The sequence below is a fragment of the Mesorhizobium sp. P2_E10 genome, assembly GCF_056404235.1.
Genome location: NZ_JBFUEK010000005.1, coordinates 484582 through 503701, shown reverse-complemented (window position 1 = coordinate 503701; position 19120 = coordinate 484582). Strand labels below are relative to the sequence as shown.

16 protein-coding genes and 1 pseudogene are annotated in these 19120 nt (G+C 64.0%); 3 read left to right on the top strand and 14 right to left on the bottom strand.

Annotated features, from left to right (window positions below):
* Positions 1 to 529: 529 nt before the first annotated feature.
* From AC1D0N_RS17190 to AC1D0N_RS17180, 3 genes are all read right to left on the bottom strand, one after another.
* Positions 530 to 1357, bottom strand: coding sequence for an SDR family NAD(P)-dependent oxidoreductase (locus tag AC1D0N_RS17190; RefSeq protein ID WP_477245886.1), 828 nt, complete (start codon positions 1355 to 1357; stop codon positions 530 to 532).
* A 109-nt stretch (positions 1358 to 1466) separates the two neighbouring features.
* Positions 1467 to 2489: an AraC family transcriptional regulator gene (locus tag AC1D0N_RS17185; protein WP_477245884.1), complete on the bottom strand. Its 1023-nt coding sequence runs from the start codon at positions 2487 to 2489 to the stop codon at positions 1467 to 1469.
* A 137-nt stretch (positions 2490 to 2626) separates the two neighbouring features.
* Positions 2627 to 3694, bottom strand: a complete 1068-nt coding sequence (locus AC1D0N_RS17180; RefSeq protein ID WP_477245883.1) for a type 1 glutamine amidotransferase family protein — start codon at positions 3692 to 3694, stop codon at positions 2627 to 2629.
* 169 nt (positions 3695 to 3863) lie between these two features.
* Between AC1D0N_RS17180 and AC1D0N_RS17175 the strand changes: the two are divergent.
* Positions 3864 to 4046 (top strand): annotated as a pseudogene (locus AC1D0N_RS17175) (tyrosine-type recombinase/integrase); the annotation flags it as partial.
* Positions 4047 to 4304: 258 nt separating this feature from the next.
* On the opposite strand, the gene AC1D0N_RS17170 reads toward AC1D0N_RS17175, so the two are convergent.
* The 7 genes from AC1D0N_RS17170 to flhA all read right to left on the bottom strand — a co-directional run bounded on the left by AC1D0N_RS17170 (position 4305) and on the right by flhA (position 11599).
* Positions 4305 to 4550, bottom strand: coding sequence for a MoaD/ThiS family protein (locus AC1D0N_RS17170; protein ID WP_477245881.1), 246 nt, complete (start codon positions 4548 to 4550; stop codon positions 4305 to 4307).
* A 14-nt stretch (positions 4551 to 4564) separates the two neighbouring features.
* On the bottom strand, positions 4565 to 6829 hold the full coding sequence (locus tag AC1D0N_RS17165) for a xanthine dehydrogenase family protein molybdopterin-binding subunit (protein WP_477245879.1): 2265 nt from the start codon (positions 6827 to 6829) through the stop codon (positions 4565 to 4567).
* Position 6830: 1 nt separating this feature from the next.
* The gene (locus AC1D0N_RS17160; RefSeq protein ID WP_477245877.1) at positions 6831 to 7307 is read right to left on the bottom strand and encodes a (2Fe-2S)-binding protein; all 477 of its coding nucleotides are present in this window, start codon (positions 7305 to 7307) and stop codon (positions 6831 to 6833) included.
* Complete coding sequence (locus AC1D0N_RS17155) at positions 7307 to 8167, bottom strand: FAD binding domain-containing protein (RefSeq protein ID WP_477245875.1); 861 nt, start codon at positions 8165 to 8167, stop codon at positions 7307 to 7309. The genes AC1D0N_RS17160 and AC1D0N_RS17155 overlap by 1 nt, the downstream gene beginning before the upstream one ends.
* 206 nt (positions 8168 to 8373) lie before the next feature.
* A complete protein-coding gene (locus AC1D0N_RS17150; protein WP_477245874.1) occupies positions 8374 to 8757 on the bottom strand; it encodes a hypothetical protein in 384 nt (127 codons plus the stop codon).
* Positions 8758 to 8762: 5 nt separating this feature from the next.
* On the bottom strand, positions 8763 to 9515 hold the full coding sequence (gene fliR / locus AC1D0N_RS17145; protein ID WP_477245872.1) for a flagellar biosynthetic protein FliR: 753 nt from the start codon (positions 9513 to 9515) through the stop codon (positions 8763 to 8765).
* Entirely contained in the window at positions 9512 to 11599 is a 2088-nt protein-coding gene (gene flhA, locus AC1D0N_RS17140) for a flagellar biosynthesis protein FlhA (protein ID WP_477245870.1), read from the bottom strand. The genes fliR and flhA overlap by 4 nt, the downstream gene beginning before the upstream one ends.
* Before the next feature lie 122 nt (positions 11600 to 11721).
* On the opposite strand from flhA, the gene AC1D0N_RS17135 reads away from it, so the two are divergent.
* Positions 11722 to 12021 carry a putative quinol monooxygenase gene (locus AC1D0N_RS17135; protein WP_477245868.1) on the top strand — a complete coding sequence of 100 codons (300 nt, stop codon included), beginning with the start codon at positions 11722 to 11724 and terminating at the stop codon, positions 12019 to 12021.
* Positions 12022 to 12113: 92 nt separating this feature from the next.
* Positions 12114 to 13895: a chloride channel protein gene (locus tag AC1D0N_RS17130; protein ID WP_477245866.1), complete on the top strand. Its 1782-nt coding sequence runs from the start codon at positions 12114 to 12116 to the stop codon at positions 13893 to 13895.
* 5 nt (positions 13896 to 13900) lie between these two features.
* Here AC1D0N_RS17130 and AC1D0N_RS17125 read toward each other — a convergent pair whose 3' ends face one another.
* From AC1D0N_RS17125 to fliQ, 4 genes are all read right to left on the bottom strand, one after another.
* The gene (locus AC1D0N_RS17125) at positions 13901 to 14893 is read right to left on the bottom strand and encodes a diguanylate cyclase domain-containing protein (protein ID WP_477245864.1); all 993 of its coding nucleotides are present in this window, start codon (positions 14891 to 14893) and stop codon (positions 13901 to 13903) included.
* 125 nt (positions 14894 to 15018) lie between these two features.
* A complete protein-coding gene (locus tag AC1D0N_RS17120) occupies positions 15019 to 16662 on the bottom strand; it encodes an MFS transporter (RefSeq protein ID WP_477245862.1) in 1644 nt (547 codons plus the stop codon).
* Positions 16663 to 16835: 173 nt separating this feature from the next.
* A complete protein-coding gene (gene asnB, locus AC1D0N_RS17115) occupies positions 16836 to 18704 on the bottom strand; it encodes an asparagine synthase (glutamine-hydrolyzing) (RefSeq protein WP_477245860.1) in 1869 nt (622 codons plus the stop codon).
* A 143-nt stretch (positions 18705 to 18847) separates the two neighbouring features.
* Positions 18848 to 19114 carry a flagellar biosynthesis protein FliQ gene (gene fliQ / locus AC1D0N_RS17110; protein ID WP_477245858.1) on the bottom strand — a complete coding sequence of 89 codons (267 nt, stop codon included), beginning with the start codon at positions 19112 to 19114 and terminating at the stop codon, positions 18848 to 18850.
* Positions 19115 to 19120 lie beyond the last annotated feature (6 nt).

Sequence of the window (19120 nt, the reverse complement as noted above, 5' to 3'; positions counted from 1 at the left end):
GGATGTTATGTGCACGTTGCCGTGGCGCCGGTCGTCACGCACACCAGTCCCGTCGGAATCAACGCTACAGGCTCTGCGACCTGGCCCGGAAGCCGCTTCCACGACATGCCCACCGCGTCCTATGCGGAAGTTCGCGACAGGCGCTGGCACACCCCGAGGCACAAATCCCCATAGGCAATCGTCCGCGGCCCGCGGGTTCCTGCATGAGAGACTTTCGTACGCCTGACGGCACCCGAAACCCTTCAGCATTTCGGCCGTCCAGGCCGCCTCGGCGATTTCCCAATAGCCGCCGTTCTTTCGCCGGGGGCAACGCCGCAACTGTCTGCTGCGCACATAGCGCGTCCAAAAGCAAGGCACCCCGAGCCGATTCGGCGGGCGCCGCTCTCCGACCACGAAAAAAGCGTGACCCGCGCAGGACGAAACGAAGCGGAGGCGAACGTTGGAGCTACCTCAATACCCGATTAGAAGCGGAGTGGCGGTCGCTTGACCTGCGCGGGGCCGCCAATCGGCGGCCCCGCAGGCTGCTGCCTCAGTGGCCGTTGGCCGCGATCGAAACCGACTCCCAGTCCTTCCAGGTCTGGAGGCGCTTGGCGTAGATATCCACGATGGTCTTGGTTGGGGTGAGCCCGAAAAAGATCCGGGTGGGAGGCTCGGCGGCATCAACGACCTGCAGGATCGCTGGACCCGTCGCCATCGGTTTGCCAATGAACTCCGCAGGCACGTTGGCCCAGATGTCTGCCTGGGCACGGCGCAGGGGGTCATACTGCGGCGCCGGGTTGGCGTGGACAGCCGAGCCCCGGCCCCAGTCGGTGGCATAGCCGCCCGGTTCCACCAAGGTGACTTTGATGCCGAACGGGGCAACCTCCTGCGCCAGCGACTCGGTGAGGCCTTCGACTGCCCACTTGGAGGCGTGATAGGCCCCCAGATTGGGGTAGGCGATCAGGCCACCGATGCTGGACACCTGGATGATGTGGCCATGCCCCTGCTTGCGCAGGATGGGCAAGACGGCTTGGGTGACGTTCAGCACACCGAAGAAATTCACTTCGAGCTGATGGCGCACCTGCTGCTCCGTGACTTCTTCGACCGCACCGAACAGGCCGTAGCCGGCATTGTTGACGACAACGTCGAGACCACCAAATGTTTTGGCAGCCTGTTCGACAGCGGCAGTTGCGGCGGCGCGATCGGTCACATCCAGCCGCAGGGGCAGGACCGCATCGCCGAACTGAGTAACGAGATCCTGCAAGGCCTCAGGCTGCCGGCTCGTCGCGGCAACCCTGTCGCCACGCTTGACTGCGGCTTCCGCCCAAACGCGGCCAAAGCCACGGTTGGCGCCTGTAATGAACCAGACTTTCGACATCGATCTACCTCATGGTTGCGTGCCATTGGGCACTTCTCTTGAGGTAGGCGCGCGCCCTGTCACATTCATTTGCAGGTTGCGCCAGAAAACTGGCGATGGCCGCCAATCTCTAGTTCAGGCGAGGGGCCTCGATGTTCTGCTCGCGCCACTGTGCAGGGGTGACACCTTCCCACTCGCGGAAGGCGCGATAGAACGAACTGGTATCCTGATACCCCAGGAGATAGGCAATCTCGTCGGCCGCATTCGCGCCACTGGCCAGCATTTCGCGACCGAGTTCCTGGCGGGAAGCCTCCAGGAGCAGCCTGAAGCTTGTCCCAGATTCCGAAATACGGCGCTGCAGCGTGCGCTCGCCCATCCCCAGGGCGTTGGCCACGTCCGATAGTTCGGGCTTGCCGCTGGCCAACCGCCGCTTCAGGACAATCTTCACCTGTTCCGGCAACGAGCTTTGCGCATCGATCTCGTCGAGCGAGGCCAATAGTGGCGGCGTAAGGATGGCGAGCAGTTCGGGATTGTGCCCAGCGAACGGTCGATCCAGATCATCAGCACGCAGCACCAGCTGGTTCTTGGGCGCCCCGAACGTTATTGGCGCTTCGAAGTACTCTTGGTGCGCCTGGGTCGTCGGGCCTTTTCGGGTCATGTCCACGCGCAGCGGGACGATGTGACGACCTGTTCCGCGTCGTCCCAGTTCAAGGATTGCTGCAAACGTCACATCGGCCGCTACGTCGGGCTCCGGGCCAACGGCGTGGATCCAGGCGAAGCTGACAAAAGCCTCGCCATCACGTTCTATCACGCGCAGCTCTTCCGGGGTGCAAAGCCGCTTGAACCTGGCAAGACGATTGAGGCCGTCGCGGAAATCCTTGGCGAAGAAGGCCGACATGGTCGCGGGGGGATGGACCGATGTATCTGCCGCGACTGTGATATGCAGCCCGATCGCAGGGTCGCCCGACAGCTCCTCCAGTGCTTGCCAGAGTTCGAAGTATTGGGCGGTATTGACCCAAGCGTCTTCGGAAATGTGGAGGGTCGCAGGCAACCGAGCTTGCCTCAGCAATGCCGCTGGTGAGATGCCAGCCCGCTCTACAGCGCGCCAAAAGGCCTGTGGGACTTTGCATCTGTCGATTGGTAGCCGTGTCATGGCAGTCTTTCACTCGCCCGTAATGGCGGCATATGCGCGCCGCTGTCCTATCGTCGCCTGGCCCGGCCCCAGTTCGATCACAGCGTACCCGAATCCGCCACCGATCCAGTCATCCATCTGCCCTACCGGGTCGTCCGCTATGTGACCGGCAGGGTGGACCGTAACGGTTGCATGCTCAACTGCGTGCCGCTAGCGCGTCGGGCGGCGTGAGTGCTGGTGAGGACCCTGCGCAGCTTGGCGGCCTGCTGGTCGATGGCCTGCGGGCCGTTGCCGGTGAGCAGCCGCACGGACGGCTCGTAGGCCAGTAGCGGGGCGGCGATGTTGAGGGAGGTCGCGAGTTTGAAACCGGCTTCCTTGATGGCCTTGTCGACGAAGTAGGAGAGTCGTGTCTTCTTCCCTGGGACGCGTGGGTAGAGGAACCGCAGCGCGAACAGCTCGCCAATCGTGGGGACGGTCGAGATGGTGGCGGCGAGGAACGGGTTGTCGCTGACGAGGTAGGGGTGGCCCTGAGCATCGACTCGTTGACGGGTGGAGGTCACCGCCACGGGCGCGTGGCAGATCAGCGAGATGATGACGCCGTTCTCCCGGGCTGCGTGGAGGGTTTCGCCGAGCCACGGGTTGTCACGGAAGTCGACCATGGGGGCGTGACCGCCGGGGGTGTGGATGAAGTCAAAGTCGGCGAAACTGAACGGGTCGGCCGGGTCGCGGTGACGCTGGACGAGTTCCTGTAGCGAGTGGAAGGTGCCCTCGGGCAGCTTGTCGAGGCGGCGGATCAGTTCGGGGCGGTACGCGGCGAGCTCCGGTTCGCTGTTGGGCAACAGTTCGGAGACCGGGACCCGGCCGATGTGCCGTTCCAGCAGTCGGACTTCCTGCTCGCGGCGAGCGACCAACGCGGGGTGGCGCTGCCGGAAGCTGTTGACGTCGAACGAGCGGCGGCGCTGCTGCATACGGAGGGGGATGGTGATGGCGCCGGTCTTCTCGATGGATTGCACGGACAGGGCCATGCCGTTGATGTCGAGTTGCGGGGCATTGCCGTCGGGGGTGGCGAAGGTGAACTCGTAGTCGTTCTCGAACTCCTTGAGCACCTGGGCCATCTCGACAAGGAAGAACCCGGTCGAGATCGACTTGACGTCGGCCGGTTCGGCCAGCGGCAGCTGGCGGCCGGAGGAGATGAGGATCAATGCGCGGCGCTTGGCGGTGGGCATGCTTCGTTCCTTTCGATGCTTTCGGCCGGGGTGAGGGTCAGGCCGTCCCCGCCATTCATCGGCAGATATAGGCACGCCTCCTGTCGCATTCACTTGCAGGTTGCGACAGAAAACTTGCGATGGCCGCCAATCTCTCGGTGTTCTGCTCGCGCCACTGTGCGGGGGTGGCGCCTGTCACCTGAGCACGCGTCAGTACGCGCGGCTGGTCGACGAGTGGGGGACCGCGATTGGGCTGACACCTTAGGAGTACTCGCTGCGCAGGACGAAAGCGTCGCTCATATACAAGGCGACCGGCAATCTACGAGCGATTCAGACTTTGCTCGGACATAGCAAGATCGAGAACACAGTTCGATGCCGGACGGGCGCAAAACTTTCCTGCGCCGGCCAACATATAGCTTTCCGGCCCCTGCCAGATTGCCGAGGTCGAGACTACGCGTGTTGTAACCACATGAAAAAGCATCTGCGGATCGCCCGTTTCGCGAACCGTCTCGAGCGCCACGGGTTCCTGAAGGTCCGCTTCTTAAGATCCGATCCTCGAAGCTGCCGGTCAACTACCGGCCCAATCCTTGACGTTCGAGGCCTTGACGTTAGGCGATGGCTGAGGCCCCACTCACCCCCCAGCCAACCGCGGCAGCAGAAAAATCTCCGCCCCCGGCGGCAATTTCTTCGACCACGTATCCCGATAGATCGTCCCGTCTATCGCCACGGCAATGCCCTTCTCGATCAAGGGCTCGAGGCCGGGATACTGTTCAGCCAGCTTCCTGAACAGCTCCCTTATGTCTTTGGCCTCGACCTCGACCTTGCTCTTGCCTCCGGCGAGTTGGCCGAGCGCGCCCCAGAGCGTGACTTCGACCATTCGCTCGACCTCGCTCAGCCTGCCCGTTCCGCCTCGATCGCCGCCAGGATGCGGGGCGGCGACATCGGGATATGGGTCATGCGCACGCCCGCGGCGTTCGACACCGCATTGGCGATCGCCGCCAGCGGCGGCACGATCGAGGTCTCGCCGACGCCGCGCACGCCATAGGGGTGGTTGGGGTTGGGGATCTCGAGGATCTGCGTGTCGATCATCGGCAGGTCGGAGCAGACCGGAATGCGGTAGTCGAGGAAGCCGGGGTTCTGCAGCCGTCCGTCCTTGCCGTAAATATACTCCTCGTTGAGCGCCCAGCCGATGCCTTGCGCGGCACCGCCCTGGTACTGGCCCTCGACATAGGTCGGGTGCACCGCCTTGCCGGCATCCTGCACCACCGTGTAGCGGATGACCCTGGTGAAGCCGGTCTCGGGATCGACCTCGATGTCGCAGATATGGGTGGCGAAGGAGACGCCGGCGCCGTCGGCGACGAGCTCGCTGTGGCCGGCGATCGGCCCGCCGGTCTTGCCGGACTCTACCGCGATCTCCTTCAGCGACAGTTTTCCGAGATTGCCGTGCTTCTCGCCCTTGGCGACGGCATGGCCCTTTTCCCAAACCACGTCGTCAACAGCAATGTCCCACATCTGCGCGGCGCGTTCCCTGAGGATCCTGATCGCGTTGCGGGCAGCCGAGATGGTCGCCATGGAAGACGAGAAGGTGCCGCGGCTGCCGTCCGTCATGTCGTTGTAGCCGAGGCTGGACGTGTCGGCGACGATCGCCTTGACCTGCGAATAGTCGATGCCGAGCTCCTCCGCTGCCACCAGCGACAGCGAGGCGCGGGAACCGCCGACATCGACCGTGCCGACGGCCAGAGAGACCGAGCCGTCCATGCCGATGTTGAGGTCGGTGCAGGTCTGTCCGCCGAAGTTGAACCAGAAGCCGCAGGCCATGCCGCGGCCCTGGTTCTTGCCGAGCTTGGCCTTCATGTGCGGATGGCTCTTCACCGCTTCCAGCGTCGGGCCGATGCCAATCGGGCCATAGACCGGGCCGTAGGACGATTTGGTGCCTTCCTGGGCGGCGTTTTTGATGCGGAAGTCGACCGGGTCCATGCCGATCTCCTTGGCCAGCTCGTCGACGGCGCTTTCCACCGCGAACGCCGCCATGGGTGCGGAGGGCGCGCGATAGGCCGCCGTCTTCGGCCGGTTGACCAGCACTTCATAGCCGACGGTCTTGACGTTATCGAGCTTGTAGCAGGCAAACGCCGTCATGGCGCCGATCTCGGCCCAGGAGCCGGCATACGGGCCGCAGCTGTAGCGCAGCGTCGCTTCGGCGGCGGTGATGGTGCCGTCCTTGCGGGCGCCGATCTTGACGTCGATCGAGGTGGCGCTGGTCGGCCCCGAGGCGCGGAACACCTCGTCGCGGGTCATCACCAGCTTGACCGGCCGGCCCGCTTTGCGCGACAGCGCCAGCGCCACCGGTTCGGCCCAGACATGGGTCTTGCCGCCGAAGCCACCGCCGATCTCCGACGAGGTGACGCGCAGCTTCGAGGCTTCCATGCCAAGCAGTTGCGCGCAGTGCTGGCGATAGACGAAATGCCCCTGCGTGCAGACCCAGAGGTCGGCGGTGCCGTCGGACGAGACGCTCGCCACGCAGGCATGCGGCTCGATATAGCCCTGGTGCGTCTGCTCGGTCTTGAAGGAGCGCTCGACGATGAAATCGGCGTGTCCGAAACCCTGATGGACATCGCCATGGCCAAACTGGCTGCGCTTGGTGACATTGGAGGGTTTTACCGGCTTTTCCTCGAGGCCTTCGGTGAAGATGGCGTCGTTGATGAGAGGTGCGGAATGCTTCATCGCCTCGTCGACATCGGTGACATGCGGCAGGATCTCGTAGTCGACCACGATCAGCTTCAGCGCCTGCCTGGCCGTGCGGGCGTCGACCGCTGCGACCGCGGCCACCGCATGGCCGTCATAAAGCGCCTTGGTGCGCGCCATGCAATTGTCGAGGACGTCGTACATGGCGGCATCGCCATCGGTGAGGTCGGGCAGGTCGGCGGCGGTGATCACCGCCTTCACGCCGGGAAGCTTTTCCGCCTTCGAGGTGTCGATCTTCCTGATCTTCGCATGGGCGTGCGGGCTTCTTAAGATCCGCCCGACCAACTGTCCGGCCATGTTGAAGTCGGCGCCGTAGCGGGCGCGACCCGTCACCTTGTCGACGCCGTCGGGACGGATCGGGCGTGTGCCGACGGATGTGAATTTACGCCCGGAAAAACGTGGATCGAAATTCATCTCAGGCTCCCTTCATCACGGTGGCCGCGTCCTGGACGGCGCGCACGATCTTGTCGTAGCCCGTGCAGCGGCAGAGGTTTCCGGCGAGGCCGAAGCGGATTTCCTCCTCGGTCGGGTCGGGGTTCTTGGCCAGGAGATCCTTGGCCGCGATCAGGAAGCCGGGCGTGCAGATGCCGCATTGCAGGGCCGCGTGCTCGAGGAACTTCTGCTGCAGCGGATGCAGTTTGTCGCCATGCGCCATGCCCTCGATGGTCTCGACGCGCCGGCCTTCAGCCTCTGCGCCGAGCACCAGGCACGAGCAAACCAGCCGGTCGTCGAGGATGATGCTGCAGGCGCCGCAGTCGCCGGTGCCGCAGCCTTCCTTGGCGCCCGTCAGCCCCAGCCGATCGCGCAGCACGTCGAGCAGCGTCTCGTCCGGCTGGCAAAGGTACTCGACATGGTCGCCGTTGATTGTGGTTGAAACTGCTACACCAGCCATCATTTGCCTCCTGCACGTGCATAGGCGGTCGTCGCGGCCCGCTTGGCCAGCACACCCGCAACTTTCCTTCTGAATTCGATCGTACCGCGCTTGTCGTCGATGGGGCGGCAGGCCCCGGCGCAGACCTTGGCGAGCCGCTCAAGGGCTGCTTCATCCAGCTTCCTGCCAATGAGCGCCTCGGCTGCCTCTTCCACCAGAAGCACCGTCACCGCCACGGCGCCCAATGCCACGCGGGCCGCTTTGACGACGCCGTGCTCGTCGAGCGTCAGGTTGACGCCGGCGCTGACCACCGCGATATCCATCTCGGTGCGGGGAATGAAACGCAGATAGGCATCGCCCGAGCGCGGTGCTTGGCTGTCGAGCAGGATCGCCTCGATGATCTCGCCCTTGGCGAGAGACGTCTTGCCCGGCCCGATCGGCACGCTGCCCACGGGAATGATGCGCCTGCCCCCCGGTCCGACGATCGATGCCCGGGCACCGGCCGCGACCAGTGCCGGCACGCTGTCGGCCGCCGGTGAGGCGTTGCAGAGATTACCGGTGATGGTGCAGCGCCCCTGCACCTGCTTCGAGCCGATCAGCTTGGCCGCTTCGACGACGCCGGGCCATGCCTTCTTCAGGGCGGCGCTCTCGCCCAGCACGGCGCAGGGCACCGCGGCACCGATGCTGAAGCCGTCGGCCGTTTCGCGGATTTCGTTGAAGCCGTCGATCGCCTTGATGTCGACGATCAGGTCGGGTTCGATGAAGCCGCCCTTCATCCTCACCAGGAGGTCGCTGCCCCCCGCGAGGATGGCGGCCGGGCCTATTGCCTTGGCGAGCTCACCAACGGCATCTTCGATTGAAAGCGGACGTATGTAACGCATCGTCTCCCCTTGGATATCGGAATTTCAGCGACCGTTATAAACTGTCTCCTCATAATGGCCATCCGCTTCCTCGGTTGCGGCGATTGGGCCAGACGCCGAAAAATCGAGTCCTAAAAACCGAATTGGCGTACGCCCGTAAATGGCGGCAACTGGCTTTGAGGTGGCTTTCGGGGAAACTTCGGTTATGGAAAGCAGAATTCCCGCCGCTACTCCTGCCCGCGCTTCTGGGCAATGAGGTCGAGCCGGTCGCGGTCGGAGCGTTCGCGGTCGTCGCGGCGGCGCACGTCCTTGTAGGCGCGCTCGACCATGTTGGTGCGCGCGGTTGCGGTGGCGATCAGGCCGGCCTCTTGCCTGGCGCTTTCGAGGTTCGCCTCCTGGCGGCCTACGGCGTTGGCGATGCGGCGATGGTAGAGATCGGGAAACAGGCCGGCCAGCGAATCGGCCGCGTCGAAATGCTCGACCAGCTCTTTTGCTTCCGTCTGCGCCTCCGCGGCCGCCGACAGGAACGTCGCATGGCGGGTTTCGTGCAGCGCCTTCAGCTGTTCCTGCACCTTGACCAGTTTTTTCAGGCGATCCTTGCGCGTGCTCATTCTGTTTACCGGGCGAGTGTGAGGTCGACAAAGCCGTTGACGAACAGCGACAGCAGAGTGCCGATGGCGAAGTAGAAGATGATCAGCCCGCCGGCGATGACGAAGGGCAGCGAGATGAAATAGACCGGGATTTGCGGGGTCAATTTGTTGACGAAGCCGATGGTCAGGTTGACGAGGATGGCATAGGCGACAAAAGGGCTGCCGAGGCGGATGACCAGGAAGAAGGCGTCCGACACCGTGTCGGTGACATCGACCAGCGCCGCCTGCGGGTTGAAGAAGATGTTGACCGGCGCGACCGTGTAGGAGGAGACCAGCGCGCGCACGATCTCGTGGTCGAAATCGAAGACGAAAAGCAGCATCAGCGCCGAAAACGAGATGATGGCGGCAAGGGCCGCCTGCGGCTCGGCCTCTTCGATGGCGGGTCCGCCGGAGCCGCCATAGCCTATCATCGTGGCGATGCCGGCGCCCATGAAGCGCAGCGCCTCCATGTAGAGCCTGGTCATGGCGCCGATCAGCCCGCCGATCAGCAGTTCCGAGACGATCATCGGCGCCAGTATCTGCGGGCGCGGATCGACGAAAGGATAGATGCGGTCCCACAGGAAGGTGAGGAGGCCGCCGGTGGCGGCGATGGCCACGAACAGCCTGACCTGAACCGGCACGCGGGCGCTGGACAGGCCGGGCATCAACATGAAGCAGCTGCCGATGCGGCAGAAGGCGAGGAAGGCGGCGATGACGACGCCTTGCGACAGCGCGGTCACGATATGGTCCCGAGCACCTTGATCTCGACGCCCTTGGCGATTTCGACATGGCTGAGCACCGGCAGCGTGGTGAACAGCCGCTCGATGATCATGCGCACATAGGGGCGGGCGTCCGGGGCGGTGACGAGGACGAAGCGCTCGCCGGCTTCCAGATGCTTGCGGATCGCCTTGGTCGCGTCCTGGCCGAACTCCTCGAGCTGGCGCGGGTCGATGTCGAATTCGCGCACCTCGCCCTTGGCGTCGCGCTTGAGGCTCTGGTGGAAGGCGAGGTCCCAGCGGTTGCCGAGGCGCAGCACCTTGAGCACGCCGCCTTCGGAAAGGTCGCCGCAGATCTGCTGGGCCATGCGGATGCGGACATGCTCGACGATCTGCTCGGTGCGGCGCACATGCGGCGCGATCTCGGCGATGGCCTCGATGATCAGGTGCAAATTGCGGATCGAGACGCGCTCGGCGAGCAGCAGCTTCAGCACCGCCTGCAGGCCGGGGTAGGAGATGTGCGAGGTGCAGATCTCGTCGGCGAGCTTGCGGTATTCCGGGTCCTGGCGTTCGAGCAGCGCCTTCATGTCCTTGTAGGACAGAAGCTGCGGCAGGTTGTTGCGGATGACCTCGGAGAGATGGGTGAGCAGCACCGACATGTTGTCGGCAAAGGTGTAGTTCTCGCGCTTCAGATCCTCGGCGAAGGTTTCGAGCACCGAGAAGGCGCGCATGCCGAAGGCCGGCTCGCGGATTTCCTCGCCGGGCATGTCGGGCACATCACGGGTGCCGAGCAGCACCATGATCTCGCCGACGCGCATCTGGTATTCGGCCACGACGGTGCCGTGCACCTTGATCTGATAGCTCTTCGGCGGAATGCCGAAATCGTCGGCGACGCGCACCTCCGGCACGACGAAGCCATACTGCGTGGCAAACTTCTTGCGCATCTTGGCCATGCGGAAGGACAGTTCCTGATGCGAGACCAAAAGCCGCGTCGACAGCTGCTTGCCGATCAGAAGCTCGATCTCGGCGGTGGCCAGCGAGGCCTTGACCGAGTTCTTTTCCTCCTCGACCTTGGTCGCCTTCTCCTGGTTCTTCAGCGCTTCGGCCTCGGCAAGCACACGGTTGGCGCGCATCGGGATGATGTAGCCGAGGCCGGCCATGCCGCCGGCGAGCGCAAAGAACGGGAACAGCGGCAGACCGGGCATCAGGCCGAGCAGGACGAGCAGCGATGCCGCGACATAGAGGGCGCGCGGATGGGCGCCGAGCTGGCCGAACACCGCCTGGTTGGTCGAGCCGCGGGTGCCGCCCTTGGAGACGAGCAGGCCGGCGGCGAGCGAAACGATCAGCGCCGGGATCTGGGTGACGAGGCCGTCGCCGACCGACAGCTTGATGAAGACATCGGCGGCTTCGCCCATGCCCATGCCGTGCCTGATATAGCCGATGGCGATGCCGCCGACGATGTTGATGGCGGTGATGATGAGACCGGCGATGGCGTCGCCGCGGACGAATTTCGAGGCGCCGTCCATCGAGCCGAAGAAGGAGGATTCCTCCTCCAGTTCGCGGCGGCGCAGCTGCGCCGTCTTGTCGTCGATCATGCCGGCGGAAAGATCGGCGTCGATCGACATCTGCTTGCCGGGGATGGCGTCGAGGGTGAAGCGCGCCCCGACTTCGGCGATACGCGTGGCGCCCTTGGTGATGACGATGAAATTGACCACGATCAGGATCATGAAGACGATGAGGCCGATGACGAAATCGCTGGCCATCACCAGCCTGGAGAAGCCGGCGATGACATAGCCGGCCGCGTGCGTGCCCTCATTGCCATGCGCCAGGATCATGCGCGTGGTGGCGATGTTGAGCGACAGCCGCAGCATGGTGGCGATGAGCAGCACGGTCGGGAACGAGGAGAAATCGAGCGGCCGCTGGATCCACAGCGCTACCATCAGGATCAGCACCGACAGCGCGATCGAGAAGGCAAGGCCGATGTCGATGAGGAAAGCCGGGATCGGCAGGAACAGCACGGCCAGGATGATGACGATGCCGATGGCGAAGAAGACGTCGCGGCCGTTCTTCGCCACCGCGCCGGGCTGGATGCTTTCGCTGATCGCCATGTCGTCCCCAGATCACAAGCCTGCCGAGCATGCGACAGCCTGGTGAGCCTAAGCGACCAAGCTTGCGCGAGGGTGGGAGACTGGCTACTGCACCGTGGTCCGAGCCTTCGAAAGGAACCCCCATGCTCCTGATCATCGGCACCATCCGCCTGCCGCCGGAAAAGCTCGAGCAGGCAAAGCCGGCGATGGAGCGCATGGTTTCGGCCAGCCGTGCCGAGCCCGGCTGCCTCGAATATTCCTATGCGCAGGATGTCTTCGATCCGGGGCTCATCCGGATCACCGAAGTCTGGAGCAGCAGGACGGCGCTCGATGCCCATTTTGCCGCGCCCCATCTGACAAGCTGGCGTGCCAGCTGGCCGGCACTCGGCATCGGCGATCGCAATCTCGTGCTCTATGAGGCGGGGGAGCCCAAGCCGACTTGATTGGCAGCCGGTATCGCGGTTGCCATGCGGTATCGCCGGGCGTATCAGCACGGCAGGCCTTCACACCATTCGGATATCGGCGAGCCGCTCCGGTGCCTTCCAGAAACGAACCGCAAGTTTATGCCCGCCGGCTTCGCGCGGTGCTCATCAGATCGATCCCGCTGCTCGAGGCACGCGGCATCGTCATCGTCATCCTGGCCGGTGTCGTCGGGGTGATGGCGGCGGTGCTGGTCACCGCGATGAGCCAGATGGTGCTGGACCTGCATGGGTTGCTGTTCGGCGTTCAGCCGGGCGGCCGGCTTTCGGCGATGTTTTCGCTGGCCAACCCGGTGCAGGCGCTGGTGCCGGCGATCGGTGGCATCCTGCTTGGATTGACGGTGATCTGGCTGCGCAGACGAAAATTCCGCACCCCGGTCGATCCGATCGAGGCCAACGCGCTCTATGGCGGGCGCATGTCGCTCACCGACACTTTCATCATCGCCGGGCAGACGATGATCTCCAGCGGTTTTGGCGCCTCGGTCGGATTGGAGGCCGGCTATACGCAGGTCGGTTCCGGACTGGCGTCGTGGCTGGCGCGCGCCTTCAACCTGCGCCGCAACGATGTCCGCATCCTGGTCGGTTGCGGCGCTGCCGGCGCGATCGCCGCCGCCTTCGACGCGCCGCTGACCGGCGCCTTCTACGGCTTCGAACTGGTCATCGGCATCTATTCGGTCGCAAATGTCGCGCCGGTAATGACCGCCGCGATCTGCGCTTCGCTGACCGCCGAAATCTTCGGCGTGGTGCCGTTTCCCCTCGAGCTCTCCGGCCTGCCGGAACTCACCGCCAGCCAGTATCTGCCGTTCCTGCTGCTCGGGCTGCTGGGCGGCGGCGCCTCCATCGCCATCATGCATCTGGTTAGCCTGATCGAACGCGGTTTCGCCAGGCTGTCGATCGACGCCTCGCTGCGTCCCTTCATTGGCGGCGTCATCGTCGGGTTGCTGGGGCTGATCACGCCGCAGGTTCTGTCCAGCGGCCATGGCGCGCTGCATCGCGAGTTCGCGATGAACTACGGGCTCGCAGTCGTGGCCAGCGTCTTCGTGCTGAAACTGGCGGCGTCGGCGATCTCGCTCGGCTCGGGCTTTCGCGGCGGCCTGTTCTTCGCCTCGCTGTTCCTCGGCGCCTTGCTCGGCAAGATGTTCGCCGGCGTGATGGCATTTGTCTCGCCGGCAACCGGCATCGACCCGTCGGTCGCCGCCGTCGTCGGCATGACGTCGCTGGCCGTCGGCGTCGTCGGCGGTCCGCTGACGATGACGTTCCTGGCGCTGGAATCGACCCGCGACCTAACGCTCACTGGCGTGGTGCTGGCGGCTTCGCTGATGGCGGCGATCCTGGTGCGCGAAACCTTCGGCTATTCCTTCTCGACATGGCGCTTCCATTTGCGCGGCGAGACGATCCGCAGCGCCCATGATGTCGGCTGGATGCGCAGCCTGACGGTCGGCTCGATGATGCGAAAGGATGTCCGCACCATCGACGCCTCGACCACGCTTGCCGCCTTTCGCAAGGAAGTGCCGCTCGGCGCCGCGCAGCGCGTCATCGCGGTGGATGCCGGGCAGCATTATATGGGCGTGCTGATCGTCGCCGAACTGCACAGTGACCAGTCCGATGGCGAGACGCCGGTGCTGTCGCTGGTGAAATTCAGGGATGCGGTGCTGGTGCCGAGCATGAACGTGCAGTCAGCCGCCGGGACTTTTCAACGCGCCGGCGCCGAAGAACTGGCGGTGGTCGAGGATTTCGACGACCAGGTCGTCGTTGGGCTTTTGACGGAAGGCCATCTGATGCGGCGCTATGCCGAAGAGCTCGACAAGGCGCGCCGCGACCTGTCGGGCGAGGGGTGACAGCGTTAAATGTGGCTTAGTGGCGAACTGTCGTCCTCGTAGAAACTGAATGTGCCCCGACCGCCACGCTTGCTCCGGTAGAGTGCAAGGTCGGCTTTCCGCAACAGGTCGTCCAATGACAACCCGTCGTCGGGTGCAACGGAGATACCGATGCTGGTGCCGATGGAGATCGAATGCCCGCAAACAGCGAACGGTTCATGCATCGAGGCAACCAGACGGCGTGCAAGGACGCCGGCATCGGATCGCCGATGGATATCTGTCTGCACGATGGCGAACTCGTCGCCTCCAAGGCGTGCGACCGTGTCGTGATCGCGAACCGAGGCATTTAGTCGTCCGGCAACCTGCTTCAGAAGCTCATCTCCCGCCTGATGACCAAGCTGGTCGTTGACCGGTTTGAACCGATCAAGATCCAGGCACAGGACGGCTATGGTCCCGTTGCGCTTCGTCTTCGCGATTGCCTGCTGCAAACGGTCATTGAACAGCGCGCGGTTGGGAAGATCGGTCAGGTGATCGTGGTGCGCCATATGGGCAACGAGTTCCTGGTTGCGGCGTTGCTCCGTCACATCCAGATAGGTGGTCACAAATCCTCCGCCGCTGAGTGGAACGCCCCGTACTTCAAGCACGGTGCCATTGGGGCGGGTGCGGTGGTAACTGTGGGGCGTTCGCTGTCTGACCAGCTCAAGACGCCTGCCGACATGGTCTTCGGTCGACCCGGGGCCATACTCACCTCGCTCGGCATTGAACCGGAACAGATCCTCCATGTTTGGATAGCCATTGCGGAAAAGTTCCGGAGGATAGTCCAGCATGGACTTTTGCTGGTCGTTGCAGAGGACCATCCGCAGGTCGTCATCAAACAGGGATATGCCGCCGGGGAAGTTGTCGACGACTGCCTCCAGAAGCCGAACTCTTTCCCGCAGGGACTGCTCTGTCGAACTGACCTTTGCCGGTTCGTTCGATTGGAAATCCATCGGTGCGGGCGACTTGCGCAATGCTGGCATAAGGTTCTCGTTGCTCCTTGCAGGGTGCTTGCCGTCAAGGTCACGAATACGCCGAGAATCTTTATATCAAGTTTCGCTAAAATTGACGCAGATGCTGGGGAGCGACTCGATCCAGCAGGAAAGGCCTAATGCTCGATCGGGCCCTTCGGCATGACCAACGCCGTGCCGGCGGTTGTCGGGCGCTCGATCATGCGGCGCACGCGCGGCGGTTCGTCGCCGCTGTGCAGCGCCCTTATGCGCTCGCCGATGACGGCGTCGGCATGGGTGGTGCGCTTGTTGTGGCGGATGTACTCGAGCCAGGTCGGCGTGTGATAGTGCTCGATCCATATCGCCGGGTTTTCAAGGTCGCGCGCGAGCGTCCAGTTGCGGGCGCCGTCGCGGCGGCGGATGCGGCCGCGCTCGGCCATGACGCCGAGGAATTCCGGCACGTCCTCGTCGCGGATGATGTACTCGATCATGATGGCGATCGGACCGCTGCGCGGCTTGAGGTCGAGCCCGAGATGCGGTTCCTTGAAGCGGTTGAGCGGATCGAGATTGAGCATCGCCTGCTGGGGAAGGGGAAGCAGCAGGCCGATGGCGCCGCCCGCCAGCATGGCGACGCTGGCAGCGATCAGCGCGGTTTCGGCGCCGTGCGCATCGGCAACGACGCCCCAGACCCAGCTGCCGAGCGCGATGCCGCCGAAGGTCGCCGTCTGGTAGACCGAGAGCACCCGGCCAACCACCCAGCGCGGCGTCGACATCTGCACGGTGACGTTGAAATGCGACAGCGCGTTCACCCAGCAGGCGCCGCCGAGGAGCAGTCCGAGCGAGGTCTGCCAGGCGTTGTGGCTGATGGCGGCGTTGAAGGCGCAGAGCGCGAAGCCGGCGAAGGCCATGCGCACCATGGTCTCGCTGGACAGCAGCTGCCGCAGCCGGACGCTGACCAGCGCGCCGCCGACCGCGCCGATGCCGAAGGCGCCGAGCATGATGCCGTAGGTCAAGGCATCGCCCTTGACGACATCGCGCGCCACCAGCGGCAGCAGCGCCAGCACCGCGCCGGCGCTGAAGCCGAAGGCCGAACCCCTGACCAGCACCTTGCCGATGTTGGGTGACATGGCGACGTAGCGCAGGCCGGCGCTCATTGCCGCGCCCAACGTCTCGCGCGGCAGCGTTGACACCGGCAGTTCCGGCTTCCAGCGGGCCAGCACGATGATCAGGCCGACATAGCTCACTGCGTTGGCGGCAAAGGCTGCCGCGGCGCCTGCAGCGGCGACGATGATGCCGCCGATTGCCGGGCCGACGCTGCGCGTCAGGTTGAAGCCGAGTGAGTTGAGCGCGACCGCCGCCGGTAGCTTCGGACGCGGCACCATATCGCCGACAGAAGCCTGCCAGGATGGACTGTTGAGCGCCGTGCCGCTGTCGATCAGGAAGGTGAAGGCGAGCAGCGTCCACGGCGTTATCAGGCCGAACCAGGTGAACAGGGTCAGCAGCACCGAGACCACCAGCATGAAGGTCTGGGCGACCAGCATCACCTTGCGCCGGTTGAAGCTGTCGGCGATGGCCCCTGCGACCAGCGCAAACAGCATGATCGGCAGCGTGGTCGAGGCCTGGACCAGCGCGACCTGGTAGGACGAGGTGGCGATGGTGGTCATCATCCAGGCGGCGCCGACGCCCTGGATCAGGCCGCCGAAATTCGACACCAGGCTGGCGGACCAGACGGCACGGAAAATACCGTGCCGGAACGGCGCCAGCGCCGAGACGCGTTCGCCGGCCGGCTCGTCATCGATCATAAAAGCTGCCTGCCTTCACCTGCTGGTTTCGTCCCTGAACCAAGTAGAGCATGGCGCCCAAAGGGCGAACGCCTCTTTCAAAAAGATCATGATCCAACAACAGGATAGCGAAGGCGAAAATACGTCCTGATGTGACAGTCTTTTGCCCAGCGCAAGGTTCTCATTGGTCCACGTCAGCGGGCGTCCCTGCTGGCGGCGTGCAACGCTTCGGTGAGGTTGCCCGCCGTCTCGCCGCCGGCGTAGAGGCGCAGGAAAAGCTCCATGCCGACGAGCCGCATGCGGGATGATTCATCGCGCGCCGCAAGCTCCACCAGATCCTCCAGGGAAGACGCCGGCCATTTCATGGCATCCCGCAAGAACCCCTTGCGCAACAAACCCTGAGCGCCGGCGCTAAAGTCGGGAGACATGTCAAAACCGACCTTTTTTGCGTAGACGTTCTGGCGTGGGATGTGTTTTTCCGCGACCTTTTTCAAAAGCCACTTCCCGGTCTTGTCGCGATATTTGTGTCGCCTGGGCAGATGGATGGCAAAATCGATCAGCCTGTTCTCGAGGAAAGGCACCCTGAGTTCCACGGACGCCGCCATACTGAGCCGGTCATGCCTGTGCAGCAGATCCTGAAGATGCCCGTACAGGTCCTGAAGGCAGCTTCCCAGAAAGGCGCGGTCGCTCAGTGGTGTCACCGGCTCCAGCCGGTCGAAGAGCTTGGTTTGCAGAAAGTTCAGTTCCGGCGACAGGGCTCGCAACACGGCATTGCGATCCGATCCTTTGCCGCCACCCATCGAGATCGCGTATGGCGCACGGCGCAGACGCTTGAATTTCCGATCGAGCGAGCGCTTCGACTGAAACAGCCGCTGCGGCCATGACCATGGACGCCACAGCTTCATGCTCGCCGCCTGCCAATCGTAACCGCCAAAAAGCTCGTCGGCGCCTTCGCCGGTGAGCAGGACCTTGATGCCATCGGCCCGGCACTGTTCGGCAAGCGCCAGCAGTGCGGGCCGGCTGGGGTGCCATCCGTCGCTTTCCAGATGCCAGACCATTCTCGGCCACAGCTCGAAAAAGCGGTCCTTGTCGAGTGGCACCCTGCGCAAGGGCACACCGACATGGTGGCCGGTTCGCTCGGCGTTTTCGGCTTCGCTGCGGCCGATCAGGGGATCGACGACATAGCCGTGGATCTCGGGCCGGAAACGCTTGGCCAGCGCGGTGATCAGGCCGGAGTCGACGCCGCTGCTGCAGGCCGTGGCGACGCTGGTGTCGGCGATGCAGTGCATCTCGATGCTGTCCTCGATCAGCTTTTCCAGCGCTGATATGCGCTCAGGGTCCGATACCCTGTCATCGTTGATGCGCGCCGTTTCGAGGACGTCGAGAACATGCCAGAAACTGCGTTTCTCGACGCCACCATCGGTGATCTTCCACAGGCCGGCGGGCGGCAGGCGCTCGATCTCGTCGAACAGGCTGAAGCTCGAATCGCGGCTCTGCCAGGCGAGCCGCAAGGTGATTTCACGCGTGTCGATGTCGCGCGCGAACCCTTCGCACGCAAGGATCGCCTTGTCCTCGGACGCGAAGATTATGCGGTCGTCGGTCACCGCCACCGACATCGGCTTGATACCGAGCCGATCGCGGCAAAGCCACAGAGCCTCGTTGCGCAGATCGAAATAGGCGAAGGAGAACATGCCGTCGAACAGCGGCACTGCCTTGTCCGGGCCCCAGTGATGCAGGGCCTGCAGGACCACCTCGGTATCCGATACGGTTCGGAAGACATTGCCTTCGGCCTCGAGGGCTGCGCGCAGCGCTCGGTAATTGTAGACTTCACCATTGTAGACCAGCACGCCCTGTCCCGATGCGGTCAGCATCGGCTCGCGCGCGGCAGGCGACGGATCGATGATCGTAAGCCGCCGGTGACCTAAAGCGAGCCGGCCACTGTTCCAATTGCCCTGATCGTCCGGGCCGCGATGCACCAGCGCCTGCATCATGCGGGCGACATCCGACAGGTCGCGCGCGCCGATCGGACTATGCTTGCGCCAGACGCCGGCTATTCCGCACATGGCCTGCCGGTCGGTCTTGCCTGGTTCATGGCATTCCAAGAGATTATCGGGACAAAGGGGCGCCGCGGGCAAAGCAGATGCTTGCCGCGAGATAGCAATCTATCCGGAACCCGGCCGGCTGCAAGCGTGGCCCTGGGCCGAGGCTAGAAGCCTTTTTCGATGCGCTGGAAAATGACGTTGGTGAAGGCCGATATCTGGCTGCCGATAAACGGGCCGGTCAGCGCCACGACCAGCATGATGGCGACGATCTTGGGCACGAAGGTCAGCGTGATTTCCTGGATCTGGGTCAAGGCCTGGATCAAGGCAATGCCGATGCCGACCACCATGGCGACCAGCACCACCGGGGCGGAAGCGGTCAGCACCGTCCACACCGCATACTGGACGATATCGAGAGCGTCAGCCTCGTTCATGAGTTA